We start from the raw sequence: 24860 nt of genomic DNA, 5'->3' as shown, positions 1-24860 counted from the left end.
GACGACCATAGAAGGTGTAGTTATGTCACTGGCAAAAATTTCAACCATCGTAATGGCCTGTGCCGTGCTTTCGGCCTGTGGCAGCCCGGACAGTATCGCCATGCGGAACGCCCCGCTGGATCTGGGACCGGGGGTCGAGGCTGGCATCAACACGGTGTCACGTGACTATAACGTGGTCGATCTGAATTTCCTGGCACCCGCGCAACTGTCGGTGTCTGAACGCAACGGGTATTATCCGATGGCCGATATCGTTTGGCGCGGCGATGCCATTGGTGACCGCAAGGAACAGATCGGGGCATTGTTCCAGACCGCCATTGACCGCAACGGCGCTGTGCTGACCGGCGCGCGCGATGTGGTCGTCGATATCCAGCTTAGCCGGTTTCATGGTGTGACTGAACGGGTGCGCTATTCAATTGGCGGGGTGTACAACATCGTCTTTGACATGACCGTCCGGGATGCCAATACCGGTGCCGTCATCGAACCCACACGCAAGGTCGAGGCCAACCTTTCGGCACCCGGCGGCACGGCGGCCATTCAGGCCGAACATGCGGGCCAGACCGAAAAGGTGCGGGTCACGGATTTTCTGACCATGGTGCTGGCTGACGAACTGTCGGGCGCAACACAGCTTGCCCGCCGCTAAACCACTGGCGGCGGTCGTGCCATCGGGGTAGGGGAAGGCATGACCGATCCCACATACCCCACCGTCAGAATGATGCCCAAGGGCGACGCCCGTGCCGTGCGGCACGGCTTTCCTTGGGTTTATGCCAACGAACTGGTCACGGACCGCCGGACACGCGGGCTGCCGCCCGGATCGCTGGCCGTGCTTGAAGACGCCAATCGCGTCCCGCTTGGCCTTGTTGCCGTTAATCCAAACAGCAAGATCACGTGCCGCATGTTGGACCGCGATCCTGCCGCTGTGATCGATCAGGACTGGTTCGCGCAGCGGCTGACCCGCGCGCTTGCCCATCGGGCGCGGCTGTACGATGCGCCGTATTATCGCCTGATCCACGCCGAATCGGACGGTCTGCCGGGGGTCGTGATCGATCGTTTCGGGGATTGCGCCGTGATCCAGCCCAACGCCGCCTGGGCCGATGCGCTGATCGCCCCGTTGACTGCCGCGCTGGCGCAGGTCACGGGCGTCACGACCGTTTTGTTGAACGCGTCGGGCCGCGCCCGCAGTCTGGAAGGGCTGGAAGACCGGTCCGATGTGTTGCTGGGCGCAGCCCCCGCTGCCGCGGTGCCGGTGCCGATGAACGGCGCGATCTACATGGCCGATCTGACCGGCGGGCAAAAGACGGGGTTGTTTTACGACCAGCGTCCGAATCATGCGGTTGTCGCAGGAATGGCACGTGATGCGCGGGTTCTGGATATGTTCGCGCATGTCGGCGGCTTTGGTCTGGCGGCATTGGCGCAGGGTGCGGCATCGGTGCTGGCGGTCGACGGGTCCGCACCGGCGCTGGCGCTGGCTGAACAGGGCGCGCAGGCGATGGGCGTGTCGGATCGATTTGCCGTCCGCAAGGGCGATGCATTCGACGTCATGGCAGCGCTGGAGACGGAGGCCGCTACATTCGATATCGTGGTCTGTGATCCGCCCGCCTTTGCCCCGTCGAAATCGGCGCTGGAACCGGGCTTGCGCGCCTATGAGCGTGTGGCAAAACTGGCGGCACCGCTGGTCGCGGACGGGGGCTATCTGACACTGTGTTCATGTAGCCATGCCGCTGATCTGACGAAATTCCGCAACGCATCCGCACGCGGAATCGGGCGGGCCGGACGGCGTGGGCAGATCGTGCACACGGGCTTTGCGGGGCCGGATCATCCCCTGCTGCCGCATCTGGCCGAAAGCGGCTACCTCAAGGCGATCACGTTCCGCCTGTGAGGCTGCTGCTGGACGCCTGTGTGCTGTATCCGACCGTTATGCGCGAAATGCTGATCGGCTGCGCGGTTGCGGGCCTGTTCCAGCCGCGCTGGTCGGACCGCATTCTGGAAGAATGGGCGCGGGCTACGATCAAGCTGGGGCCGGGGGCCGAAACCTTTGCGCGGGGTGAAATCGCGCTGCTGTCCGCGCAACACCCGCAAGCCGTGGTGACATATCCGCCAGAGATGCTGCGCCAGCTTTGGCTGCCCGACCCCGATGACATTCACGTGCTGGCGGCTGCCGTGGCGGGCCATTGCGACGGAATCGTCACGCTGAACGCCAAGGATTTTCCCGGCAATCTGCTGGCAGAGGAGGGTCTGTTCCGATCAGACCCCGACGGCCTGCTGTTACGGTTTCATGATGAACAGCCGGACGTTGTGGCGACGCTGGCTGACAAGGTACTGGCAGAGGCGAACCGCCTGTCACCTGAACCGTGGACCATCCGCGCCTTGATGAAAAAAGCGCGGATGCCGCGTATCGGCAAACGGTTGATGCAGGTCTAGCCCAGACGCCCCGCGCGACCGCCACGCCGTTTTGTCAATTGCCCCCGGCGGCTGGGCAGCTCTTCCATGATGGCGCGCCGGACGTCCGGCGTCATCGACGACCAGCTGCCGATTTCGTCGATGCTGCGCAGACATCCGGTGCACAGCCTGCTGCGGGGTTCGATCACGCAGACCTTTGTGCAGGGGCTGTCGATTTCGTCGCGTTTCCAGATCCGGTCGGTCATGCGTTGCGCCTTATGTGTGACATGCGGTCCAGCGCCCCTTGCAGGATATAGGCTGCGGCGACATGGTCGATGACCTGCGCACGTTTGGCACGTGATGTATCGGCCTCGATCAATGCGCGTTCGGCGGCGACGGTGGACAGCCGTTCATCCCAGAATGTGATCGGCAGATCGGTCAGCCGTTCCAGATTGCGGGCAAAGGCGCGGGTCGCCTGACAGCGCGGACCTTCGCTGCCGTCCATGTTCAGTGGCAGACCCAGTACCAGACCGCCAACCGCGCGCCGCTGGCACAGGTCGAGCAGTTTTGCCGCATCGATCCCGAACTTCTTGCGCCGGATGGTTTCCAGCGGGGTGGCGACACCGCGCAGCACGTCGGATATCGCAACACCAATGGTCACCGTCCCCAGATCCAGCCCCGCCAGCGCGCCCATTGGTGGCACGGCGGGCACGAAATCACCGACGTCGGTGCAGATCATTCCGCGACGCCCGCCGTTTGTGCAGCCGTGCGTAGCGCATCGATGGCGGCAGTGTCATCGGCAAAGACGCGTTGTGCTTCTGCCCAGACACCGGCGGCCGATTCGGTTTCACCCAGCACGCCATAGGCGGCGATCAGCCGCGCCCAGTCGGCAGCGGACCCGCCCTGAGAGCCAAGCCGTTCCGCCAGCCGGTTGACCATACCGCCGATCATCGCGTTGCGGTCTTCGTCGGTCATATCGGTGGCTGCGGCGATTTCCGCAGCCGTCGGGCCACCGGTTTCGGGCAAAACGTATTCGACACCGGCGCGAAAGGCCGCGTCTTCAATCTGGCTGCGGGCCATGTCGACATGAAAGCCCTGCGCGCCACTTTCGACCAATGGGCGCCACATACGAAACGCGATGTCGGGGCGCCCTGTCTGGCCATAAAGCGCGCCCATGAAATAGCGGCCAGGTACATTGTTTGGGTCGCGGTCAAGGATCAGGCGGGTCACATTTTCCGCTTCGGGGGAAATAATGCCATCGGCAGCGATCACCAGCAGATCGGCCAGTTGCACCAGATCGGCGGTTTCCACGGTGTTCCCTTTCAGGTCCACGACCCGGGCCTGCGCCCGCGCCGCATCGCCAAAGTTGCGCAGCTGCGCTTCGTGATAGGCCAACAGCGTCCAACCTTCCAGATCATCGGGCCGGGTCGGCACGATCACGCGCAACTGTTCGATCTGCGCTGTGTAGTCTTCTGGCACATCGGGCGGAATACCGGGCGGCGCTGCCGCTTCCAATGCGTCCTGGCTGGGGCGGGTGGCCCGTATTTCATCGGCAATCGCCAGTCGCAGGCTCAGCGGCTGGTCGGCAGCACCTGGCGCACCGACGGACATGTAAATCCAGCCACCCAACACGGCAAGCAGCACCAGCGTTGCGATGGCCAACCCGCGGTTTACGGCCACGGGTGCAGTGCCTGAACGCCGCACGGTCCGTGATGCGGCCAGCAAACGGCGCGAGATTTCTGTTTTTGCGCGCTCTGCGTCTTCGGGGGCCAGAACGCCGCGTTCGACGTCGCGGTCCACTTCTGCCAACTGCCCCTTGTAGATGGTCATGTCTGACGACTGCGCGTCGTCGGTCTGACCACGCAAAAGCGGTGTCGCCAGATAGGCGGCCACACACAGGGTCATCATTGTGCAAATCAACCAAAACATGCGGCGTGTTTAGCCGCTGTATCGGCCACTTGAAAGACCAAGCCACACACTGCGACGTCGGCGCACAGGGCAATGTCGCAAATCCTGCATCTCTTGCCGCTGTCAGTGACGTGCGCTAAGCCGCTTCAGTCCAAAGACCACTACAGAAACCCTGCGCAATGAGGTCTCGATTGAAACGCTATTCCGCCTTTGCCGTGGCCAGAGAGGCCTTTCGCCAGCACACTGGCTGGACCCGCGCCTGGGGTCGGGCCGAGCCAAAGGCCCGCTACGACGTGATCGTCGTCGGCGCTGGTGGCCACGGCCTTGCGACGGCCTATTACCTTGGCAAGAACTTTGGCATCACCAATGTTGCCGTGATTGAAAAAGGCTGGCTGGGCGGCGGCAATACCGGCCGGAACACGACCATTATCCGGTCGAACTATTTGCAGGACCCGTCGGCGGCGATTTATGAAAAATCGCGCAGCCTGTACGAAACCATGAGCCAGGATCTGAACTACAACGTCATGTTCAGCCCGCGCGGCGTGATGATGCTGGCGCAGACCCAGCACGAAATCCGCGGCTATCAGCGCACCGCGCATGCCAACAGCCTGCAAGGCGTCACGACCGAATTCATCACACCAGAACGGGTCAAGGAGTTGTGCCCGATCATGAACATCGACGGCCCGCGCTATCCCGTTCTGGGTGCGCTGTGGCAGGCGCGCGGCGGCACGGCGCGTCACGACGCGGTGGCGTGGGGCTATGCACGGGCCTGTTCCGACATGGGCATGGACATCATTCAGCAGTGTGAAGTCACCGGCGTGCAGACATCCGACGGCCGCGTCACAGGCGTCACGACCACGCGCGGCGATATCCAGTGTGACAAGCTGGCGATGGTCGTGGCCGGGCACGCCAGCGTGTTGGCGCAAAAGGCCGGGTTCCAGTTGCCGATTGAATCCGTGGCACTGCAGGCGCTGGTCAGCGAACCGATCAAACCGTGCATGGATGTGGTCGTTATGGCGAACACCGTGCACGGCTATCTGTCGCAATCCGACAAGGGCGAAATGGTCATTGGCGGCGGCACCGACGGTTACAACAACTACACGCAGCGCGGATCTTTTCATCACATCGAAGAAACCGTCCGCGCGCTTGTCGAAACCTTTCCCATCGTCGGGCGGCTGAAAATGCTGCGCCAGTGGGGCGGCATCGTGGATGTGACCGGGGACCGGTCCCCGATCCTGTCGAAAACGCCGGTCGACGGCATCTTCGTCAACTGCGGCTGGGGCACCGGCGGGTTCAAGGCGATTCCGGGGTCGGGCTGGGCAATGGCCGAACTGGTGGCCAAGGGGCATTCACCCCTGACAGAAGAATTTTCAATGTTCCGGTTCCGTCAGGGTAAGTTCATTGACGAATCCGTCGCAGCCGGGGTTGCGCACTGATGGGGCAAACGCACCATAAGGTTGTGCTGCGTCGGAACAACGCGGGGTGTCTTGTCGTTTTGGGTGCAGATGCAACCAAAAGGAGCGACCACCCATGTCCGATCCAAACAACAACCCCCCGCGGTCGGCCCGATCGACAGACCGGACGCGTCCGATCGACCCCGATCCGAACCGTCCCAATCCATCCAATGTCGACCCCGCCAACGATCGCAACAGGCGCAGTGGTGGCGGCGGCGGCGGCGGTGGGTCCAATATGGCCTATATCATCGGTGGCGTCGTCATCGTGCTGGCGATCATCGCGTTCGTTCTGTTCGGTGGCGCCGATCCCGCCGGGGAGCCGGTCACGTCCGCCATACCTGACGCAACCGGAGAAGCCGATACTGTCCCGGCTGACGATGGAGTGCTGGACACGACTGAAGGCGTCGAAAATCCAGCCATGGACGACACGACGTTTGAAGACACGGCCCCTGCTGACGAACCTGTTGAAGGTCAGACAGGCAACTGATCCGTCTTTGACCGCGACGCGCTACAGCCGCGCGCACCTGCTGGGTGCGTGCGGTTTTATTTTATCAAATCAACGCTTTGCCAAGAGGTCCTCATGCTGATCTTGCACTGTCCCTATTGTGGTCGTGACGTGGATGAAACTGATCTTCATCCCGGCGGCGAAGCGCATCTGAAACGGGTCGGGCCGGATGCCGACGCCGAAGCGTTTGAACAATATCTGTTCATGCGCGAAAACCCCAAGGGTGTGCATTTTGAACGCTGGCGCCACGCCTATGGCTGCGGCAAGTGGTTTCTGGCGGCCCGCAACACGGCCACGCTGCAGGTCTATGGCACCTACAGCGCGCAAACCACCGAACCGCCCCATGATATTATGAACGCGATCAAAGAGGCGCAGGCATGAGACTGACCAACCAAGGCCGCCTGATTGCCAAGAACCGGCCCGTTCATTTCACATTCAACGGCAAACGGATGCGCGGTTATCGTGGCGATACGCTGGCATCTGCCTTGCTGGCCAATGACCAATTGTTGCTGGGGCGGTCGTTTAAATATCACCGCCCACGTGGTTTAATCGCGTCGGGCGCCGAAGAACCCAATGCGCTGGTGGAATTGGGCCGGGGCGACCGTCAGGAACCCAACCACCGGGTCACGCAGGTCGAACTGACGGACGGGCTTGTTGCGAAATCGCAAAACCACTGGCCCAGCCTTGAATACGACGTCGGCGTCATCAATTCCAAGCTGTCGCGTTTCCTGCCCGCAGGGTTTTACTACAAGACCTTCATTCAGCCGCGTGCGTTCTGGAAACATGTCTACGAGCCGATCATCCGTAAATCAGCGGGCTTGGGCGCGGCGCCGGAAACAGCGGACGATCACACCTACGAACACTTTAACGTCAACGTGGATGTGCTTGTTATTGGTGGTGGAATTTCTGGACTGGCCGCTGCGTTGGCGGCGGCCAAGGCTGACGCACGGGTGCTGCTGGTGGAACAGACAGCCGCGTGGGGCGGACGTGCCATTGTCGATCAGCCGCGTATCGACGGACAGGACGCGCAGGACTGGATCGACAACACGCTTGCGACGCTGAACGGCATGCCGAACGTGACGATGCGCACACGGACGCAGGGCGCTGGCATCTATGATCACGGCTATGCCTTGTGTAACGAACAGCTTACCGATCATCTGTCGAAATCCGACGGTCCGCGCCAACGTCTGTGGCGGGTGCGGGCGGGCCGCATCGTCACAGCGACCGGCGCGATCGAGCGGCCTTTGTCGTTTGCTTACAACGATGTGCCGGGCGTTCTTTTGGCAAGCGCGCTGCGGGATTACGTTGTCAATTATGGCGTTGCGGTGGGTGAACGCACCGTGGTCGTGACAAACAACGACGATGCCTACAGGACCGCGCTGACCTTGATCGACGCGGGACTGTCGGTGCCCGTCATCCTGGACACCCGTGCCAAGGCGAACGGAGAGCTGCCAGAACGCGCCCGCGCCAAGGGTATCCGTGTTCTGACGGGCAAGGGTATCGCTGCCGTCCACGGTGGCAAGCGTGTGACCGGCGTCGTCGTCTGCGACCAGTCCGGCAGCGGTGGCAAGCAAGAAGAGATCGCATGCGATTGTGTCGCCATGTCTGGTGGCTGGTCGCCGGTTGTGCATCTGTGGTCGCATTGCGGTGGCAAACTGCACTGGGATGACGCGCAGGCGATGTTCCGGCCCGATCCTGATCGCCCGCCGTTGGGTGCGGACGGGGCCGGGTTTGTGCGCGCCGCGGGCACAGCGAATGGTCATCTATACACCGCCGAATCTGTTGCGGATGGGTTTGCCGCTGGCAAACAGGCCGTGCGCGATCTGGGTTTTGACAAAAAGATCGGCGCGGCCCCACAGGGCGATTGCGCCGTCGAAAATCCGATGGAACCGGTCTGGCTGATGCCTGCGCAGGCCACCTATGACATGCGTGCAAAAATGTGGCTCGACTATCAGAACGATGTGAAAGTCAGCGACGTGCAACTGGCCGCGCAAGAAGGGTTCGAAAGCGTCGAACATACAAAGCGCTATACAACGCTTGGCATGGCAACCGATCAGGGAAAGCTAAGTAACATCAACGGATTGGCGACCCTTTCGGGTGCGTTGGACAAGCCGATCCCGGATGTTGGCACCACCACGTTCCGCCCGCCCTATACGCCGCTGCCGCTGGCCGCGATAACGGGTGTCGCGCGCGACGAGCTGTTCCAGCCTATCCGCAAGACGCCAATCTATGACTGGCACGAAGACAATGGCGCGGATTTCGAACCTGTCGGTCACTGGCGCCGTCCCTATGCCTATCCGCGAGAGGCCGAAACCGTGCATGACGCCGTCATGCGTGAGGTCAAGAATACGCGCGAAAACATTGGGCTACTGGACGCCAGCACATTGGGAAAGCTGATCGTCAAGGGACCGGATGCGGGCAAGTTTCTGGACATGATGTATACCAACATGATGTCCAATCTTGCGGTTGGGAAATGCCGCTATGGCCTGATGTGCAGCGAAAACGGATTCCTGATGGACGACGGTGTCGTCGCCCGGATGGACGATGATACATGGCTTTGCCACACCACCACCGGCGGTGCGGACCGTATCCATGCCCACATGGAAGACTGGTTGCAGTGCGAATGGTGGGATTGGCAGGTCTATGTCGCCAACGTGACCGAACAATTTGCCCAATACGCCGTTGTGGGTCCCAAAGCGCGAACCTTGCTGGAAAAGCTGGGTGGCGATCTGGATCTGTCGAAAGACGGGCTGCCCTTCATGCAGTGGACCGAAGGCCGGTTGGGTGATTTCGACGCCCGCATTTTCCGTATCAGTTTCAGCGGCGAATTGTCGTTCGAAATCGCGGTGCCCGCGTCGCAGGGGGCGGCATTCTGGGATGCCTTGACCGCGGCAGGGCAGGATCTGGTTGTCATGCCATATGGCACCGAAGCGCTGCACATCATGCGCGCCGAAAAAGGGTTTATCATGATCGGGGACGAAACCGACGGTACGGTGATCCCGCAGGACCTGAACCTTGACTGGGCCATCAGCAAGAAAAAGACAGACTTTCTGGGCAAACGCGGCCAGTTGCGCGACCATATGCAAAGCCCGGATCGCTGGAAGCTGGTGGGTCTGGAAACGCTTGACGGGTCGGTGCTGGCCGACGGTGCCTATGCGCCGGACATCGGTGAAAACGACAACGCGCAGCGCAATACCCAAGGGCGCGTCACATCGACCTATCATTCGCCGACGCTGGGTCGGGGTATCGCCATGGGACTGGTGAAAAACGGCCCCAACCGCATGGGAGAGGTCATCGCCTTTACCAAGGACGGCGGCGGCACGCAGGAGGCGCGGATCGTCGATCCGGTGTTCTTCGACAAGGATGGAGAAAAGCAGAATGTCTGAACCGATCAGTGCCTTGCGCCAGCGCGAAACCAGCGGGTCGGTTCAGATCCGTGACACCGGGCTGCGCGGCATGATTACCCTGCGGGGTGATCTGTCACATGGCAAACTGGGCAGCACGCTGAAGCAGATCACCGGGCAAAAGATGCCGGGGCGCAATGCCGTGACGCTTGGTGCCGATACCGGGCTGGCGTGGATGTCGCCCGACGAATTGCTGGTGATGGTGCCCTATGCGGGCGTCCGCGACGCGCTTGACAAGATCGCCAAAACGATGGCGGGCCAGCATCATCTGGCCGTCGACGTGTCCGATGCGCGGTCTGTCATGCTGGTCGAAGGCCCATTTGCCCGTGAAGTCATCGCCAAACTTGCGCCGGTGGATCTGCACCCCGATGTCTGGCAGCCCGGCACGATCATCCGGTCGCGCCTGGGTCAGGTCGCAGCCGCGTTCTGGCTGCGCGACCCGCAGACAGTGGAAGTCATCTGTTTCCGGTCTGTCGCGGATTACGCGTTCGATCTGCTTGCCGCATCCGCCAAGGCCGGTCCGGTGGGGCATTTTCAGCGCGGAATATAAGCAGCCCCGACGGGTTGACCCCGCAGACAATCGCGCTCTTATTCCGTGAGTAGAATACCAGAATAACGAAGGGGACCAAAATGGCTTTCGAACTTCCTGATCTTCCGTATGCCCACGACGCGCTGGCGTCCAAAGGCATGTCCAAGGAAACGCTGGAATACCATCACGACAAGCATCACAACGCCTATGCCACAAAGACCGCCGATATGGTCAAGGGCAGCGAATGGGATGGCAAGTCGATCGAAGAGATCGTCAAGGGCACCTTTGACGCATCTTCCGTCACGCAGTCCGGTCTGTTCGACAACGCGTCGCAGTACTGGAACCACTGCCAGTTCTGGGAAATGATGTCACCCGGCGATTCGAAGATGCCGTCAGAGCTGGAAAAGGCGATCACGGACAGCTTTGGTTCGGTCGATGCGTTCAAGGACGAATTCAAGACCAAGGGCGGCGGTCAGTTCGGCTCTGGCTGGGTCTGGCTGGTCAAAGACACCGACGGCGGCCTGAAGGTCACCAACACCGCCAACGGCATCAACCCGCTGTGCTACAACCAGACAGCCCTGTTGGGCTGCGACGTGTGGGAACACGCCTATTATCTGGATCACCGCAACGCGCGTCCGGCCTATATCGATAACTTCCTGAACGAACTGGTCGATTGGGACAACGTCGCAGGCCGGATGTAATCCGCGACTGCGATTGATAAGACGGGGGCCCGTGCGATCCGCGCGGGCCCTTTTGCATTTAATGGACAGACCCAATGACCGGACCGACCCAGACCCAGATCGCACAGGCCGCAGCCGATACCCGCGATCTGCTGATCCGCACCCCCGTGTTGCCGCTGACCGCAACCCGCTGGGACGGCATCCTGCCGGACGCCGCCAGCATCACGGTCAAGCTGGAGCTGTTCCAGCAGGCGGGTAGTTTCAAGGCGCGGGGCGTCTTGCTGGGCATTCGGGCGCTGACACCCGCGCAGCGCGCCGCCGGTGTTGTGGCGGCATCCGGGGGCAATCATGCGTTGGCGGTCAGTTGGGCCGCACAGGCGGCAGGCGTCAGCGCCCGCATCGCCATGCCGCGCACCGTCGATCCGTTGCGCATCGACGGCTGCCGCGCACTGGGCGCTGATGTCAGCCTGCACGATGATATGGCCGCCGCTTTTGATGAAATGGACCGCGTCGTGGCCGACGATGGCCGCGCGATCCTGCATCCGTTCGAAGGCGCGCACATGACGCTTGGGGCCGCCGTGTGCGGGGCCGAATATCTGGAACAGGTGCCCCAACTGGATACGCTTGTGGTGCCGGTCGGCGGCGGTGGGCTGATCAGTGGCATGGCGGCGGCGGCCAAGGCGCACAACCCCGACATACAGGTCATCGGCGTCGAACCCGTGGGGGCCGACAGCATGACCCGGTCGCTGGCGGCGGGCCATCCCGTCCGTCTGGACCGGATCGACACCATTGCCGACAGCTTGAGCGCGCCGCGCGCCATGCCTGCGTCCTTTGCCGTGGCACAGGCCCATATCGACCGGATGGTGCATGTCACCGATGACCAGATGCGCGCGGGTATGCGCGATTACCTCAGCGTGTTGCGATTGCTGGCCGAACCCGCCTGTGCTGCATCATTGGCCGCCATCTGCGGGCCGCTGCGGCACGATCTGGCGGGGCGGCATGTCGGCATCATCGCCTGCGGATCGAACATATCCTTGCCGCGCTACCAGCAGCTTTTGGCATAGATTTCGGAACTTTTACGGGCGTTTTCCTGTTGGTCCTGTGCAACTGACAAAGAGGTAACACCGTGGCAGAGCGTGAAAAATCAAAAGACGGACGATCCGAAACCGAAGAATTGATCGGCAAACCCGGCGAAGCCCCCGATGGGGCCGGCACAGACGGCGGTGCGCTGCCCCGCCGCGTCGGCAAACGCGACGAAGAGGATCGGGTGCTGGACAGCCCCGATACCAAGACGGACGCGCGCAAATCGGACAAGATCGCCACAGGAACGGATACCCGCAATGACTAAGATCAAAAACGGTACGTGGGTTGTCGTGGCCGACGGTGAAAAGGCGCTTTTCCTTGAAAACGTCACCGACGGCGATGATCCAAATCTGGAAGTCATCCGCAAGGAAGAACAGGACAACCCCAAGGACATCGACCAGTCAGCCAACCGGCCCGGTCGTGTCGGTCAAAGCGTCGGCGAAGGCAAAAGCGCCTATGACGACACCGACTGGCATGAATTGGCCAAGGACCGGTTCGCCGCCGATCTGGCCGATATGCTGTACGAACGTGCCCACAAGGGCAAATTCGAAGAGATCGTGCTGGTCGCATCCCCAAGTGTACTTGGCGAATTACGTGGCAAGCTGCATCAGGAAGTCAGCGACAAGGTTGTGGGCGAGATCAGCAAGACACTGACCAACCACACGGTCCGCGATATCGAAAAAATCGTAAAGGCAGACCTCGCCGCGTGATCGCGACCGCACGACATGCAGACCGTCCCCCGCCGGGGGCGGTCTTTGCCTTGCGCGGGGGACGAATATAAGTCAGCCCTTGATCCATCGCTTTTCAGGGACACAAGCATGGTCAAGGGGATTGCCGCGCTGGTTGCGGCCTGTTCGATCTGGGGGCTTTCGCCCCTGTTTTACTGGATGCTGTCCGATGTTCCGGCGATCGAGGTGCTGTGCTACCGCACGCTGTGGTCCCTGATCTTTTTTGCGGGACTTCTTGCTGTGCGGGGGCGGCTGGGTCGTGTCGGGCACGCCTTGCGCCAGCCCCGGACGCTGCTGGTGCTGATCGCCGCCAGCGTGATGATATCGCTGAATTGGTTCGGTTTTATCTGGACGGTGTCAAAGGGCAACGGGCTGGAAGCGTCCTTGGGCTATTATATCTTTCCGTTGCTGTCCGTGGTGCTGGGGGCTGTGTTTTTCGGTGAACGACTGGTGCGGGCGCAGGCCGTCGCGGTGGCGCTGGCGGCAGTTGCCGTGATCGTCCTGACGTGGGGTTTGGGCGTGCCGCCGTGGATCGCGCTGTCGCTTGCGCTGACATTCGGCGCGTATGGGGTGCTGAAAAAAGGATTGAGCGTTGGACCCGTGACGTCGGTCACGGCAGAGGTTTTGATCATTGCGCCGCTTGCAATCGGCTGGCTGGTCTGGCGCGGCACCACATGGCCGGGGCAGGGCGCGGATTGGGACACCCATGCGCTGCTGATGTTGTCCGGACCGCTGACGGGGCTGCCGCTGGTCCTGTTTTCCTACGCCACGCAGCACGTCCGCCTGTCGACCGTGGGGATCGTGCAATATCTGAATCCGTCGCTGCAATTCGCCTGTGCTGTGCTGTTCTTTGGCAATGCGATCACGCAGTGGCATGCCATCGCCTTTCCGCTGATCTGGGCGGCGCTGGTGATCTATTCCTACACCGCCTACCGTCAGGACAGGGCACGCCGCAGGGCGGTGTCCAGTGCTGCGACGCTGTCGACGACGGTGACATAGGCGCGTGTGTCGTCCCCGGCAAAACCGCGACTGACCACATGATCGAGCAACGTCACCAACGGGTCCCAATAGCCTGCGATGTTCACCAGCAGGATCGGTTTGTCGTGCAGGCCCAGTTGGCGCCATGTCAGCACCTCAAAAAACTCGTCCAGCGATCCTGCACCACCGGGGAGCACCACAACGGCATCGGCGTTCATCAGCATGACCTTTTTGCGTTCGTGCATGGTTTCGGTCACAACGAATGTGTCCAGATCACGTTTGCCCACCTCCCGGTCCAGCAGGTGTTGCGGAATGACACCCATCGTCGCACCACCTGCAGCCTTTGCGCTGCGCGCGACCCGTCCCATCAGCCCCACATCCCCCGCGCCGTAAACCAGCCGCCAGCCCTGTGCAGCCAGTGATCGCCCGGTATCTTCGGCGGCTTGGGCGAATTTGGGATCGTTGCCGTCGCGGCTGCCACAATAGACACAGACGGCGCGCGATACTGTTACCATTTTACTCTCCTGATACCTGCCGGGCTTTGCCTGCGGCTCTGGGCTTGCTATTGTGCCACAGCCTGTGCGGACTGCGCAGAATTGGCAAGGACAGCAAATGGCAAGCAACAACGCGAAACGACTGGGCGGTGCGGCTGTGGCAGTTGCACTTGCGCTGCTGATTATTGCGTTCTTGCCGCCCCCTGCGCAAGATACGACGCCCCCGTTGGCCGACGAAGGATCAGGGGGTGATCCTGCACCGGGCGCTGGTGCCGACCCCGCAGACGGGATTGCTGCGCAAACGCCTGACGCCGATGATGCAGTGGCCACATCCGATGCGCCAAGGGTCGATACCTTTTTGCTGGGGCCAGACGGTCTGGCCGTCATCGCGGGCCGCGCGCGACCGGACACCGATGTGGCCCTGATGCTTGACGGGATAGAAATCGGTCGCGTCCGCACCGATGCCAGCGGCGCGTTTGCCGGAACCGCCGATATCGCTGCCGCCCCGGACACACGCGCCCTGACGTTCGAGGTCGACGGCGCCCCCGCAGGCGGTGACACCGTGCTGGTGCGCGCGGGTACCGGCGGCCCCGCTGTCACAGCAGACCCCGCCGCCACGCCCAAAACACCGGATGCGGGTGACGTGTTGGCCGATGCCACCGAATCGGATGCCCAGACGGATCAAACAGCACCCGATGACCCCGTGGCCGTGGTCACCGCGCCACAGGCGACCCCCACTGATACGCTGGATGCGCCCGACGCGGTGACAGGACAGGTCGATGTGGCGGACACGAACGCCCCGGTCGACACACCCGCCGCAGACCCCGCCGCCACGGATGCACCGGACGAACAGCAACCGGCCCCGAATATCATCGTCACGGCAGACGGTGTGCAGATCGCGTCCGTGGACCAGACCGCGCCGGACCGTGTGGCATTGGACGCCATCACCTATGACGATAGCGGAGAGGTGCAGTTGGCAGGCCGCGCCCCCGAACAGGGCAACCTGCGGGTCTATCTGGACAACGCGCCCGTCCGCGACGGGATCGCCACCGCCACCGGCAACTGGGAACTGACGATGCCCGACGTGGCGCCCGGCACCTATACCTTGCGGATTGATGAAATCGCGCCTGACGGCAGCGTTGCCAGCCGCGTCGAAACCCCGTTCCTGAAAGAAGCACCCGCCGACATCCGCGCCTTGCGTGACGGCGGGCCTGATGTGCAGCGGATTGCAATCAGCACGGTCCAGCCGGGCATGACGCTTTGGGGCATCGCCACGGATCGGTTGGGGGACGGATTCCTCTATGTCTCGATCTTTGAAGCGAACAAGGATCAGATCCGCGACCCCGATCTGATATATCCCGGACAGGTCTTTAGCGTGCCAATCGACGACGAAGGCTGACATTCCCGCGCTGGCTGACTAGGTAGAGCCGACCGCCAAAGGAATATCATGCGCCGCCTGACCAAAACCGACACCAATTTCGACCCCAACGCCCGTGTGCAGGGCATGAACGTCATACGTCGGGTCATTCCCTACCTGTGGCCCGATGGCGAAGGCGCGATCAAGCGGCGCGTCATTGCGGCCATTGCCGTGCTGTTGCTGGCCAAGGTGATCGCGGTCGGCACACCGTTTTTCTACAAGGCCGCCGTTGACAGCTTGTCGGGTGAAATGCGGGACGACGCGTGGCTGATCGGTCTGGGGGCCGTGGCGCTGACGGTGATCTACGGGGTCTCGCGGCTGGCGAACGTCGGTTTGCAGCAATTGCGCGACGTGATCTTTACGCCGGTCGGACAACGCGCGCTGCGCGCATTGGCGCTGGAAACATTTACCCACGTCCACCGCCTGTCGATGCGGTATCACATCACCCGCAAGACCGGCGGGCTGAGCCGGGTGATGGAACGCGGGGTCAAAGGCGTCGATTTCCTGCTGCGGTTCCTGCTGTTCAGCATCGGGCCGTTGCTGCTGGAATTGCTGATGATTTCGGTCGTGCTCTTTTTCCTGTTCGACGTCTGGTATCTGGTCGTCGTCGTCGGCACGATTGCTGTTTACGTGACTTTTACCTTTCGCGTGACCGAATGGCGGGTGAAAATCCGCAAGGTGATGAACGAACAGGATACCGACGCCAACCAAAAGGCGATCGACAGCCTGCTGAACTTTGAAACCGTCAAATACTTTGGCGCGGAATCACTCGAAGCTGGACGTTACGACAACGCCATGCGCCAGTACGAGGCTGCGGCGATCCGCACCAATCATTCGCTGGCATTTCTGAACTTTGGTCAATCGCTGATCATCACCACGGGTCTGGTGCTGGTCATGGTCATGGCGGCCATCGGTGCCGCAAACGGTGCGCTGACCGTGGGCGATTTTGTCATGGTCAACGCCTATATGATCCAGATTACGATGCCGCTGAACTTTCTTGGGACTGTTTACCGCGAAATCCGGCAGGCGTTGATCGACATGGGCGATATGTTCGACCTGCTTGAACAACCGGCAGAGGTGAACGACAAACCCGGTGCCGCGAAATTGCGCGTGACCGGCGGACATCTGGAATTGCGCAACGTCCATTTTGGCTACGATCCGGAACGTCCCATCCTCAAAGGTGTGGATCTGGATGTCAAACCGGGCCAGACCGTTGCGATCGTCGGATCGTCGGGGTCGGGCAAATCTACCATTGGCCGTTTGCTGTTCCGGTTTTATGACGTGACGGGCGGCGCCGTCCTGATCGACGGTCAGGATGTGCGCGACGTGACCCAGGACAGCCTGCATGCGCAGATCGGGGTCGTGCCGCAGGACACGGTGCTGTTCAACGATACGATTCACTACAACATCGCCTATGGTCGCCCCGACGCGTCGGAATCGGACATCCGCGAAGCCGCGCGCGCGGCCAAGATCCACGATTTCATCATGGACCTGCCGCAGGGCTATGACACGACGGTCGGTGAACGCGGGCTAAAGCTGTCGGGTGGTGAAAAGCAACGGGTCGGCATCGCGCGCACCTTGCTGAAAAACCCACCGATCCTGTTGCTGGACGAAGCGACCAGCGCGCTGGACACCGATACGGAACGCGAAATCCAGTCGGAATTGCGCGCGATGGGGCAGGGCCGCACGGTGCTGACCATCGCGCACCGTCTGTCCACCATTCAGGATGCAGACCTGATCGTCGTCCTTGAAAACGGAGAGATCGTCGAACAGGGCACCCACGACGGTCTGGTCGTGCAGAACGGGCGCTATGCCCATCTGTGGAACCGTCAGGCACAAGAAGAAGACGCGGCGTGAGCCGCAAGGATTACCCCGCAACGCCCGATGGCCGCTATTTTGTGTCAAAGGGCCGGTTGTGGCGCAAGACCGACCCGGCACTTGACGACAGCACCCGGCGCGCGGCGGTCAAACGTCTGATGCAGGCGCGCCGTGCGGTCGGGCTGGCCACGACAGACACGGACACCCGCGCTGCCCGTGCGGACGTGGATGCAGTCAAACACGAGCTGGGCGAACGCGGACCGGTCTGGTGGGACGACGGCGCCCCGGACGAAGGCGGGCTGCATCCCAAGAATTCCAGCTACGCCGATTGGTGGGCGGCACTGGATGTTGACGCCCGCGACAGGGGCGCATAGCGCAGCAGCGCACAGGCCAGTGTTGGATGACGCGGGATTGCCCAAGGCGCAAACCGGGCATATGCGGTCATTAACCAATCCAAAGGAATCCCGATGTCACTGTTGCGCGCCGCCCTTGTTCTGGGCCTGTTGTCGGCTGTTGGTCCATTCGCCATCGACATGTATTTGCCTGCTTTGCCGCAACTTGCCGCGTCGCTTGGCGTGAACGAAACGGCGGCGCAGATGACGCTGACCAGTTATTTCGTGGCCTTTGGTCTGGCGCAATTGTTCTATGGGCCGTGGTCGGATCAGGCCGGGCGCAAGGCGCCGCTGTTTGCAGGTCTTGCGGTTTTCGTGATCGGCGGGGCCATCTGTGCGCTGGCCGACAGCATCGGCACGCTGGTCGCCGGGCGCGCCATTCAGGGGATTGGCGGGGCGGTCCTGATGGTGGTGCCGCGCGCGATCATCCGCGACATGCACACCGGGGCTGCCGCGACCAAGATGATGGCACTGGTCATGCTGGTGATTTCCGTGTCACCGATGCTGGCACCTTTGGCCGGGGCAGGGATCATCGCCTTTGGTGACTGGCGCATGATCTTTTGGGTGCTGTGCGGTGCTGCTGCACTGTCGATCATCCTGACCGCAACGGCGCTGCCCGAAACGCTGCCCGCGGACCGGCGGGAAAAGGTCGATTTCGCCCACCTGCGCCGCGGGGCAAAGGTTTTGCTGACCGATCCGGTCTTTATGGGGCTGACCTTTATCGGCGGCTTTGGCATGGCAAGCTTTTTCGTCTTTATCGCCAGCGCGTCATTTGTCTATGTCGAACAGTTCGGCCTGACGCCGACGGGGTTCAGCCTGGCCTTTGCCATCAATGCCTTGGGTTTTTTCGCAGCCAGTCAGGCGGCCGGACCGCTGGGCGACCGGTTCGGCATGGTTCCGGTCATGCGTTCCGGCGTGATGGCCTTTGCCGGATTCACGCTGCTGCTGCTGGGCGTCACGCTGACGTTCGGGGCCGATCTGTATGTCATTGTCGCGCTGCTGTTTTGCGCGAATGCCGGTCTGGGCGTCGTCATCCCTGCAACCATGGTGATGGCGCTGGACGCGCACGGCCGCATCGCGGGGCTTGCGTCATCGCTGGGCGGCACGATGCAGATGCTGGCGGGCGGTGTGATGATCGCGGTGACTGGCCTGTTCTTTGACGGGACCGCCACGCCGATGGTTGCGGCGATTGCGCTTTGCGCCGTGATTGCACTGGGGCTGGCGTTGGTGACGCTGAACCGGATTACACCGGCCCCGGCCACGCCTGCGGCACCGATGGTATAGGCCGTCATTCAGCCGCCCGGATCGTCCCACTGACGGGGCGGACGGGCGGTTCGTCCTCTGTCCAGACGAATTCGGGTGATTTCACCCGCTTAGCAGCCCTGTTCAACGCCCAGTCCTGTCCGGCGCGGCTGCGTTTTCCGCCAATCACGCGTGACATCGCGCGGAACGACCAGACCGCATAGGTCGATGCCCAGACCCGCACCGCCAGCATCGCGGGCGTGAACACAAGCGTCAGCACCGTCGCAATCCCAAGACCGAACACCACAGCCGTTGCCAGTTGTTTCCACCACAGGGCGGTCGGGCTGTCGATCGTGTAGCCGCCATTCACAAAATCAAAGCTTAGTCCGAACATCATCGGCGCAAGCCCTGCCATCGTGGTGATCGTGGTCAGCAGGACGGGCCTGATGCGGTCCTCTGCCGTGCGGATAATGGCCGTGTTGCGCGGCATGTAGGCGGAATATTCCTGATAGGTGTCGATCAGGATGATGTTGTTGTTCACCACGATCCCTGCCAACGCCACGATCCCTGTACCCGTCATGATGATCGAAAATGGCTGGCCCATGACCAGCATGCCGACCAGCACGCCCGCGACCGACATAACCACCGCCAGCAACACCAGCACTGAATTGTAGACACTGTTGAACTGCGCCAGCAAAATGATGAACATCAGCCCCAACGCCCCGGTAAATGCGGTCTGCAAAAAGGCCGCGGATTCAGCCTGATCTTCCTGATCGCCTGTCCATTCCCAGCCGATGCCTGCGGGCAGGGGCGCGGTTTCCAACCATTGGGTCAACGTGGCGATGCGTTCGTTGGCCGTCAGCACGTCCAGTTTCAGCGCGCCCTGCGCCACCAGATATTGCAGGCTTTCGTCTGCATCATAGTTCGCCTGTGTAACGACCTGTGCTTTACCCTCGGGGTCGGTCAGGACCACCAGATCATCACCAATGTCAGCTTTGACGTCGAAATAGCGTTTCTGGTTCACCCGGTCGATTTGAGCCAGTTTCGGGACAGGCTGACGCGTGATGAAATTCGACAGTGGCACAAGCCCGTCGTTGGTCTGCACGCGTAGCGTATCTAGTGTGGACAGGTTGCGGTCCGCCTCTGGCAGACGGGCCCTGATCTCGATCTCTTCGTCAGAGCTATCGACAGGCATCGTGTCCAGCAGCAGCCCGCGCGTCACAAGCTGCACCATACCGCCGACGGCCTGCACATCCGCGCCAAAGCGCCCGGCGGCGCGGGTGTCCACGTCGATCTGCCAATCGATACCGGGCAGGGGCAGCGTGTCCTCGATCTGCGTAAGTCCGGGGGTCGTTTCGAACCGGGCGCGCGCAGTCTGGGCTGCGGCGCGCAGATCGTCCCAGTCGTCCCCGGTCAGACGCAGATGCACCGGTTTGCCCGATGCCGGACCACGGACCTGCACCAGAATATCTGTGCGAATGCCGGGGATCAGGTCCAGTTGTTCCTGAAGCTGTGCAAGCACCAGATCACCATCCAGATCGGGACGGTCGGCGCGGTCTTCCCACGGGATCGTTTCCAGTTGCACCTGACCGATGGTGTCACGCGGTGCGGATGCGCCGGACGCATCGGTGTTCAACCCGCCATCACCCGCAAAGGCAAACGCGTTGTCGATGCCGGGATGTGCCAGCACGACGGTTTCGACCTGACGGACCAGATCGTCCTTTTGGCTAAGCGACAGGTTGCCGCGTGCGCGCACGTAGACGATGGCCTGCTCTGGTTCGGAATCGACGAAGAATTCGACCCCGTTGTTGTTCTGTCCGAAATAGCTGAATGTCGCGATCACAAGACCCACAACCGCGCCAATCGTGACCAACGGCATGATCGGATTGGCCGTCAAGAACGCGATCAAATGGCCGAACGGCGATCGTTTGTAACCGGATTCGATTCGTGTCCTGCGGCGCGGCACATATACGGCGGCCATGGTGATCGACGTGGCGAACGCGCCCGAAACAAACAGCACCGCCCCCAGCAGGGTCGTCAGCGTCGTGCGGGCCAGCAGTGGATCACCGAACAGATAGCCCGGGTTCAGGGTCTGCATGGCCCCCACGAAAACCAGCATCAGCGCGAGCCCAAACAAAACCAGTCGCACGACCCAGGGCAGCGACCGTTTAAGCGCGTCAGACGCATTACCGAACATCCGCGAAAGCCGTCCGGTGACACCCCCCAGAACTGGCAGATACACCAGCGCCACCACCAGCGATGCCGACAGCACAAAAATCAACGTGGTCGGCAGCATTCCCATGAACTGCCCCGGCACGCCGGGCCAGAACAGCATCGGCAGAAACGCGCAAAGCGTCGTCGCGGTCGAAGAGATGATGGGCCAGAACATCCGCTTGGCCGATTCGGCATAGGCGGTCATCGGGCCGGCCCCGTCCTGCATCCGTTTGTCGGCGTATTCGACGACCACAATGGCCCCATCCACCAGCATTCCCACGGCAAGGATCAGGCCAAACATCACGATATTGGATACTGTGATGCCCATCAGTGCCAGCAGCGCGAAACACAGCAGAAATGATGTCGGAATCGCAAAACCGACCAGCAGCGCCGGGCGTGGCCCAAGCGCTGCAAGCACCACGATCATCACCAGTGCGATTGCGGTCAGGACCGATCCTTCGAGTTGGCTGACCATTGATGCCACATTGCGCGATTGGTCATTCGAGGTGCCGACCTGAATGGCGTTTTGCAACTCTGCAGGCCAGCTTGCACGTTCGGCGGCGATTTCATCTTTGACGCGCGCGGCGGTGTCGATCAGGTTGAAACCCTTGCGTTTCACGATCTGCAGCGCGACCGTGGTTTCGCCGTTGAAACGCGCGGTGCCGGTCCGGTCCTCGAACGTCAGGCGAATCTCGGTCAGATCACCCAGCGTGACGACGCTGTCGCCATTGCGCTTGACCACAAGGTCATAGACATCCTGCGCCTCGCTGAACGACGACGGGATCTTGACCGCGAATGAACCGCCCTCGGTTTCGATCTCGCCTGCGGGGATCAGCAGGTTGTTGTTTGTCACAGCGCCGATCAAATCGCCTGCGGTGATGTTGTAGGTTTCCAGCCGCAACGGATCGATCACGACTTCCAGCATTTCATCGCGTTGTCCGGCAAGCCCTGCTTCCAGCACGGCATCCATGCCTTCGAGCCGGTCCTGCAAATCCTTTGCCACCCGCAAAAGCGTGCGTTCGGGCACGTCGCCTGTCAGGTTGACGATCAGGATGGGAAATTCGGAAAAGTTGATTTCCGCGACGGTGTATTGCTCTGCACCGGCGGGAAAAGACGCTTCTGCCGCGTTCATGGCGTCGCGCACATCGGCCAGCACGGCGGTCTTGTCCCAGCCGAATTCGAATTCCAGCGCCACACCGGCATAGTTTTCGGCCGCCGTGGACGACATCGTTTTCAATCCGTCGATATCCGACAGTTCGGTTTCCATCGGCTTGACCAGCAAGGTTTCGGAATCCGCAGCCGAAATACCGGGAAACACGACCGACACGAAAATCGCCGGAATTTCGATGTCCGGCTCGCCTTCTTTCGGCAGGCTCAGGTAGGAAAAACCGCCGACAAGCAGGGACAATGCGATGAACGCAATGACCATGCGCGCCCGTGCGGCGGCCCAATCCACCAACCCGGTCATTGGGACGGGTCCACGTAGCTGGGTGCAATCGGCACCCCATCGACGACGTAATCCTGCCCCACGGTGATGATGTCTGCCGTGTCATCCAGTCCGGTCAGCCAGACGCCATCGCCCGTGTCGCGCAACAGCGTCACAGGGGTAAACACGGCCCTGTCGCCATCGCCCACCAGCCGCAGTCCCAGCGCACCATCGTTGTCGAGCGTCAGGGCCGACTGCGGCACCAGATGCGCGGTCCGGCCTTCGGTGGCGATGGTGATGTCTGCGGTTTCACCATCGCGGATTGCCAGATCGGGGTTCGGCACCGTCGCTTCAACGCGAAACGTGCGCGTCACAGGATCAGCCGCGCGGGCAATAAATGTCACGCGGCCCTGTGCCGTCACGCCCGACGCCAACGCGGCGCGAACAGGGGCATCCGGCGCGATGCGTGACACGTCCAGTTCAGGCACGAAACCCACCACCTTGATCGGGTCAAGCTGCACCACGACACCGCAGGGATCACCCGGACGCAGCAGGGTGCCCAGTTCGGCAGTATCGGTTTCCAGCAATCCGCCAAAGGGCGCGCGGATCGTCAGTCGTTCGATTTCACGGGTTGCGGCGTCAACGGCAGCGGCGGCGGATTCGATGCCAGCTTGGGCGGCGGTCAGCGATGATTTCGCCCGTTGGATCGCGGCGGTGGCCGATTGTGATGCCGCTTCGGCGCTGGCGACGCGGGTGTCGGACGCGAATCCGTCCACACTCAGACTGCGGGCGGCGTTTTCGGTAATGTCGGATTCGCGTCTGCGGGCTTCGGCCTCTGCCAATGCGGCTTCGGCTTCGGGAACGCGACTGCGGGCTTCGGAAAGACGTGCCTGCGCTTCGGCCAATGCGCTTGTGCGGGTGCCGGGGTCCAGCGTGCACAGGATATCGTCGGCTGAAACAAATTGTCCCTTGCGCTGTGGCGTGCCGATGATTTTACCGGTGGTTTCAGTGGCGACCGTGACCTGACGCGCGGCTTCGGTGCGACCACGCAGGACGACCGCATTTTCGATCACTTGCGCCGTCGAGCGGAGTGCGACGACGCGGATCGGGTCACGGGCAGTGACGTCGGTCGGCGATGTTTCGGTGCTTGCGATGGTATCTTGCGGTCCAGCCTCACGACCTGCGAATGCCATGAGGGTGTCGCGCTGCAGCACCAGAAAATACAACGAAGCAGCAACAGCTGTTGCAATAAGAATCGATATGATGCGCATTTTAATGTCCGGTATTCGTTGCACGGCGCAGGTTCCGCACAGATCGCATGACTTATCTAGGTCAAGGCCAGCGTCGACTCAAGTCCGTGACTTGGATGCACTACCCTGCGCATGTCGGGGTGCACTGAAAATGCGGCAGAAAGGCGCGGCGTCCAAGGCGTAGCCCTTGGCAAATCGGCGCGCATCACGGTATGAAGCGCAAAATTGCTGGATCGGCCATGCGTCTGGTCGATCACGAGGGGGCCAATACATGAGCGAGACCGACAGCTTCATCAACGAAGTCACCGAAGAGGTCCGCCGCGACCGGCTTTACGGCATGATGAAACGATATGGCTGGATCGCGGTGCTTGCCGTGATCCTGCTGGTCGGCGGTGCGGCATGGGTTGAATATACCCGCGCCCGCGATGCGGCCGCTGCACAGGCGACAGGCGATGCCGTATTGTCTGCACTGGAACAGAACGATCCCGCCGACCGCGCCGCAGCACTGGCCGCCATTGAACGCGACGGCGCCGCCGCATCCATCGTCGCATTGTTGACCGCGGCCACACAAGCCGAAGCCGACGACGCCGCCGCCGCCACACAGACGCTGCAGGACTTGGCGACCGATGGCGATGTGCCGCAAATCTATCGCGATCTGGCCGCGTTCAAGGCAGCTGTGATCGGGGGCGACATGGATGACGCGGCACGGCGTCAAACCTTTGAATCGCTGGCTGCACCGGGTCAGCCGTTCAGCCTGCTGGCACAGGAACAGCTTGCGCTGCTTGATCTTGCGGCGGGCGACCGTGACGTGGGCGTGGCAAAGCTGACCGCCATCATTCAGGATGCGGGCACAACGCGAGGCTTGCGTGACCGGGTGCAAACATTGATGGTTGCGCTTGGGGCGCCGCTTCCTGACGCAATACAGAGCCAATAAGCAGCTTAGCCAGCAAGAACCGAAGGGG

The 24860-nt window shown here is 61.8% G+C and carries 24 protein-coding genes; 18 read left to right on the top strand and 6 right to left on the bottom strand.

Translation table 11 applies throughout. The annotated features are described in order from the left end of the window. The first annotated feature begins 22 nt into the window (after window positions 1–22). From GZH79_RS14795 to GZH79_RS14785, 3 genes are read left to right on the top strand one after another with little or no spacing between them, the layout of a single operon-like run. Window positions 23–640 carry a DUF6778 family protein gene (locus GZH79_RS14795; RefSeq protein ID WP_211644541.1) on the top strand — a complete coding sequence of 206 codons (618 nt, stop codon included), beginning with the start codon at window positions 23–25 and terminating at the stop codon, window positions 638–640. A gap of 39 nt (window positions 641–679) precedes the next feature. After that, window positions 680–1876 carry an RSP_2647 family RNA methyltransferase gene (locus GZH79_RS14790; protein WP_211644540.1) on the top strand — a complete coding sequence of 399 codons (1197 nt, stop codon included), beginning with the start codon at window positions 680–682 and terminating at the stop codon, window positions 1874–1876. Further along, entirely contained in the window at window positions 1873–2418 is a 546-nt protein-coding gene (locus tag GZH79_RS14785; RefSeq protein ID WP_211644539.1) for an RSP_2648 family PIN domain-containing protein, read from the top strand. The genes GZH79_RS14790 and GZH79_RS14785 overlap by 4 nt, the downstream gene beginning before the upstream one ends. Here GZH79_RS14785 and GZH79_RS14780 read toward each other — a convergent pair. Genes GZH79_RS14780 through ccmI form a run of 3 tightly spaced genes read right to left on the bottom strand, consistent with a single transcriptional unit; the run spans window position 2415 to window position 4305 of the window. Continuing rightward, window positions 2415–2642, bottom strand: coding sequence for a DUF1289 domain-containing protein (locus GZH79_RS14780; RefSeq protein WP_211644538.1), 228 nt, complete (start codon window positions 2640–2642; stop codon window positions 2415–2417). The genes GZH79_RS14785 and GZH79_RS14780 overlap by 4 nt on opposite strands. Next, entirely contained in the window at window positions 2639–3115 is a 477-nt protein-coding gene (gene ruvX / locus GZH79_RS14775; RefSeq protein ID WP_211644537.1) for a Holliday junction resolvase RuvX, read from the bottom strand. Before ruvX ends, GZH79_RS14780 begins: the two co-directional genes overlap by 4 nt. Continuing rightward, entirely contained in the window at window positions 3112–4305 is a 1194-nt protein-coding gene (gene ccmI, locus GZH79_RS14770) for a c-type cytochrome biogenesis protein CcmI (RefSeq protein WP_211644536.1), read from the bottom strand. The genes ruvX and ccmI overlap by 4 nt, the downstream gene beginning before the upstream one ends. A gap of 170 nt (window positions 4306–4475) precedes the next feature. Here ccmI and GZH79_RS14765 point away from each other — a divergent pair, with 170 nt between their 5' ends. The 10 genes from GZH79_RS14765 to rarD all read left to right on the top strand — a co-directional run bounded on the left by GZH79_RS14765 (window position 4476) and on the right by rarD (window position 13666). Next, window positions 4476–5720, top strand: a complete 1245-nt coding sequence (locus GZH79_RS14765; protein WP_211644535.1) for a sarcosine oxidase subunit beta family protein — start codon at window positions 4476–4478, stop codon at window positions 5718–5720. Between the two features lie 94 nt (window positions 5721–5814). Further along, window positions 5815–6225 carry a hypothetical protein gene (locus GZH79_RS14760; RefSeq protein ID WP_211644534.1) on the top strand — a complete coding sequence of 137 codons (411 nt, stop codon included), beginning with the start codon at window positions 5815–5817 and terminating at the stop codon, window positions 6223–6225. Window positions 6226–6318: 93 nt separating this feature from the next. Further along, on the top strand, window positions 6319–6624 hold the full coding sequence (locus GZH79_RS14755; RefSeq protein WP_211644533.1) for a sarcosine oxidase subunit delta: 306 nt from the start codon (window positions 6319–6321) through the stop codon (window positions 6622–6624). Continuing rightward, window positions 6621–9629, top strand: a complete 3009-nt coding sequence (locus GZH79_RS14750; RefSeq protein ID WP_211644532.1) for a sarcosine oxidase subunit alpha family protein — start codon at window positions 6621–6623, stop codon at window positions 9627–9629. The genes GZH79_RS14755 and GZH79_RS14750 overlap by 4 nt, the downstream gene beginning before the upstream one ends. Further along, a complete protein-coding gene (locus GZH79_RS14745) occupies window positions 9622–10197 on the top strand; it encodes a sarcosine oxidase subunit gamma family protein (protein WP_211644531.1) in 576 nt (191 codons plus the stop codon). Before GZH79_RS14750 ends, GZH79_RS14745 begins: the two co-directional genes overlap by 8 nt. A gap of 80 nt (window positions 10198–10277) precedes the next feature. Beyond that, the gene (locus GZH79_RS14740) at window positions 10278–10877 is read left to right on the top strand and encodes a superoxide dismutase (protein ID WP_211644530.1); all 600 of its coding nucleotides are present in this window, start codon (window positions 10278–10280) and stop codon (window positions 10875–10877) included. A 74-nt stretch (window positions 10878–10951) separates the two neighbouring features. Next, window positions 10952–11920: a threonine/serine dehydratase gene (locus GZH79_RS14735; protein WP_211644529.1), complete on the top strand. Its 969-nt coding sequence runs from the start codon at window positions 10952–10954 to the stop codon at window positions 11918–11920. Window positions 11921–11982: 62 nt separating this feature from the next. After that, complete coding sequence (locus GZH79_RS14730) at window positions 11983–12204, top strand: hypothetical protein (protein WP_211644528.1); 222 nt, start codon at window positions 11983–11985, stop codon at window positions 12202–12204. After that, complete coding sequence (locus GZH79_RS14725) at window positions 12197–12649, top strand: host attachment family protein (RefSeq protein ID WP_211644527.1); 453 nt, start codon at window positions 12197–12199, stop codon at window positions 12647–12649. The genes GZH79_RS14730 and GZH79_RS14725 overlap by 8 nt, the downstream gene beginning before the upstream one ends. A 108-nt stretch (window positions 12650–12757) precedes the next feature. Next, window positions 12758–13666, top strand: coding sequence for an EamA family transporter RarD (rarD, locus tag GZH79_RS14720; RefSeq protein ID WP_211644526.1), 909 nt, complete (start codon window positions 12758–12760; stop codon window positions 13664–13666). Here the strand turns inward: rarD and GZH79_RS14715 are convergent. Then, complete coding sequence (locus GZH79_RS14715; protein WP_211644525.1) at window positions 13603–14160, bottom strand: TIGR00730 family Rossman fold protein; 558 nt, start codon at window positions 14158–14160, stop codon at window positions 13603–13605. The genes rarD and GZH79_RS14715 overlap by 64 nt on opposite strands. A gap of 97 nt (window positions 14161–14257) precedes the next feature. On the opposite strand from GZH79_RS14715, the gene GZH79_RS14710 reads away from it, so the two are divergent. From GZH79_RS14710 to GZH79_RS14695, 4 genes are all read left to right on the top strand, one after another. Then, entirely contained in the window at window positions 14258–15538 is a 1281-nt protein-coding gene (locus GZH79_RS14710; protein ID WP_211644524.1) for a LysM peptidoglycan-binding domain-containing protein, read from the top strand. A 48-nt stretch (window positions 15539–15586) separates the two neighbouring features. Further along, window positions 15587–17413: an ABC transporter ATP-binding protein/permease gene (locus tag GZH79_RS14705; protein ID WP_211644523.1), complete on the top strand. Its 1827-nt coding sequence runs from the start codon at window positions 15587–15589 to the stop codon at window positions 17411–17413. Continuing rightward, the gene (locus tag GZH79_RS14700) at window positions 17410–17748 is read left to right on the top strand and encodes a hypothetical protein (protein ID WP_211644522.1); all 339 of its coding nucleotides are present in this window, start codon (window positions 17410–17412) and stop codon (window positions 17746–17748) included. Before GZH79_RS14705 ends, GZH79_RS14700 begins: the two co-directional genes overlap by 4 nt. Window positions 17749–17841: 93 nt before the next feature. Continuing rightward, a complete protein-coding gene (locus GZH79_RS14695; RefSeq protein WP_211644521.1) occupies window positions 17842–19050 on the top strand; it encodes a multidrug effflux MFS transporter in 1209 nt (402 codons plus the stop codon). 4 nt (window positions 19051–19054) lie between these two features. On the opposite strand, the gene GZH79_RS14690 is transcribed toward GZH79_RS14695, so the two are convergent. Together GZH79_RS14690 and GZH79_RS14685 are read right to left on the bottom strand one after the other, a co-directional pair. After that, entirely contained in the window at window positions 19055–22690 is a 3636-nt protein-coding gene (locus GZH79_RS14690) for an efflux RND transporter permease subunit (RefSeq protein WP_211644520.1), read from the bottom strand. Beyond that, window positions 22687–23919 carry an efflux RND transporter periplasmic adaptor subunit gene (locus GZH79_RS14685; protein ID WP_211644519.1) on the bottom strand — a complete coding sequence of 411 codons (1233 nt, stop codon included), beginning with the start codon at window positions 23917–23919 and terminating at the stop codon, window positions 22687–22689. Before GZH79_RS14685 ends, GZH79_RS14690 begins: the two co-directional genes overlap by 4 nt. A gap of 250 nt (window positions 23920–24169) precedes the next feature. Between GZH79_RS14685 and GZH79_RS14680 the strand changes: the two genes are divergently transcribed. Continuing rightward, window positions 24170–24832, top strand: a complete 663-nt coding sequence (locus tag GZH79_RS14680) for a hypothetical protein (protein ID WP_211644518.1) — start codon at window positions 24170–24172, stop codon at window positions 24830–24832. Window positions 24833–24860: the final 28 nt, after the last annotated feature.

Origin of the sequence: Loktanella sp. SALINAS62 (genome assembly GCF_018263905.1) — a bacterium.
Lineage (GTDB): Bacteria > Pseudomonadota > Alphaproteobacteria > Rhodobacterales > Rhodobacteraceae > Loktanella.
Note: the sequence above shows the minus strand (reverse complement) of the source record. Positions and strands in the feature narration are given on the sequence as shown.

Coding starts and splice junctions, on each gene's coding strand:
- GZH79_RS14795 (WP_211644541.1), top strand. CDS start 23: ATGTCACTGGCAAAAATTTCAACCATCGTAATGGCCTGTGCCGTGCTT.
- GZH79_RS14790 (WP_211644540.1), top strand. CDS start 680: ATGACCGATCCCACATACCCCACCGTCAGAATGATGCCCAAGGGCGAC.
- GZH79_RS14780 (WP_211644538.1), bottom strand. CDS start 2,642: ATGACCGACCGGATCTGGAAACGCGACGAAATCGACAGCCCCTGCACA.
- ruvX (WP_211644537.1), bottom strand. CDS start 3,115: ATGATCTGCACCGACGTCGGTGATTTCGTGCCCGCCGTGCCACCAATG.
- ccmI (WP_211644536.1), bottom strand. CDS start 4,305: ATGTTTTGGTTGATTTGCACAATGATGACCCTGTGTGTGGCCGCCTAT.
- GZH79_RS14760 (WP_211644534.1), top strand. CDS start 5,815: ATGTCCGATCCAAACAACAACCCCCCGCGGTCGGCCCGATCGACAGAC.
- GZH79_RS14755 (WP_211644533.1), top strand. CDS start 6,319: ATGCTGATCTTGCACTGTCCCTATTGTGGTCGTGACGTGGATGAAACT.
- GZH79_RS14750 (WP_211644532.1), top strand. CDS start 6,621: ATGAGACTGACCAACCAAGGCCGCCTGATTGCCAAGAACCGGCCCGTT.
- GZH79_RS14745 (WP_211644531.1), top strand. CDS start 9,622: ATGTCTGAACCGATCAGTGCCTTGCGCCAGCGCGAAACCAGCGGGTCG.
- GZH79_RS14740 (WP_211644530.1), top strand. CDS start 10,278: ATGGCTTTCGAACTTCCTGATCTTCCGTATGCCCACGACGCGCTGGCG.
- GZH79_RS14735 (WP_211644529.1), top strand. CDS start 10,952: ATGACCGGACCGACCCAGACCCAGATCGCACAGGCCGCAGCCGATACC.
- GZH79_RS14725 (WP_211644527.1), top strand. CDS start 12,197: ATGACTAAGATCAAAAACGGTACGTGGGTTGTCGTGGCCGACGGTGAA.
- rarD (WP_211644526.1), top strand. CDS start 12,758: ATGGTCAAGGGGATTGCCGCGCTGGTTGCGGCCTGTTCGATCTGGGGG.
- GZH79_RS14715 (WP_211644525.1), bottom strand. CDS start 14,160: ATGGTAACAGTATCGCGCGCCGTCTGTGTCTATTGTGGCAGCCGCGAC.
- GZH79_RS14710 (WP_211644524.1), top strand. CDS start 14,258: ATGGCAAGCAACAACGCGAAACGACTGGGCGGTGCGGCTGTGGCAGTT.
- GZH79_RS14705 (WP_211644523.1), top strand. CDS start 15,587: ATGCGCCGCCTGACCAAAACCGACACCAATTTCGACCCCAACGCCCGT.
- GZH79_RS14695 (WP_211644521.1), top strand. CDS start 17,842: ATGTCACTGTTGCGCGCCGCCCTTGTTCTGGGCCTGTTGTCGGCTGTT.
- GZH79_RS14690 (WP_211644520.1), bottom strand. CDS start 22,690: ATGACCGGGTTGGTGGATTGGGCCGCCGCACGGGCGCGCATGGTCATT.
- GZH79_RS14685 (WP_211644519.1), bottom strand. CDS start 23,919: ATGCGCATCATATCGATTCTTATTGCAACAGCTGTTGCTGCTTCGTTG.
- GZH79_RS14680 (WP_211644518.1), top strand. CDS start 24,170: ATGAGCGAGACCGACAGCTTCATCAACGAAGTCACCGAAGAGGTCCGC.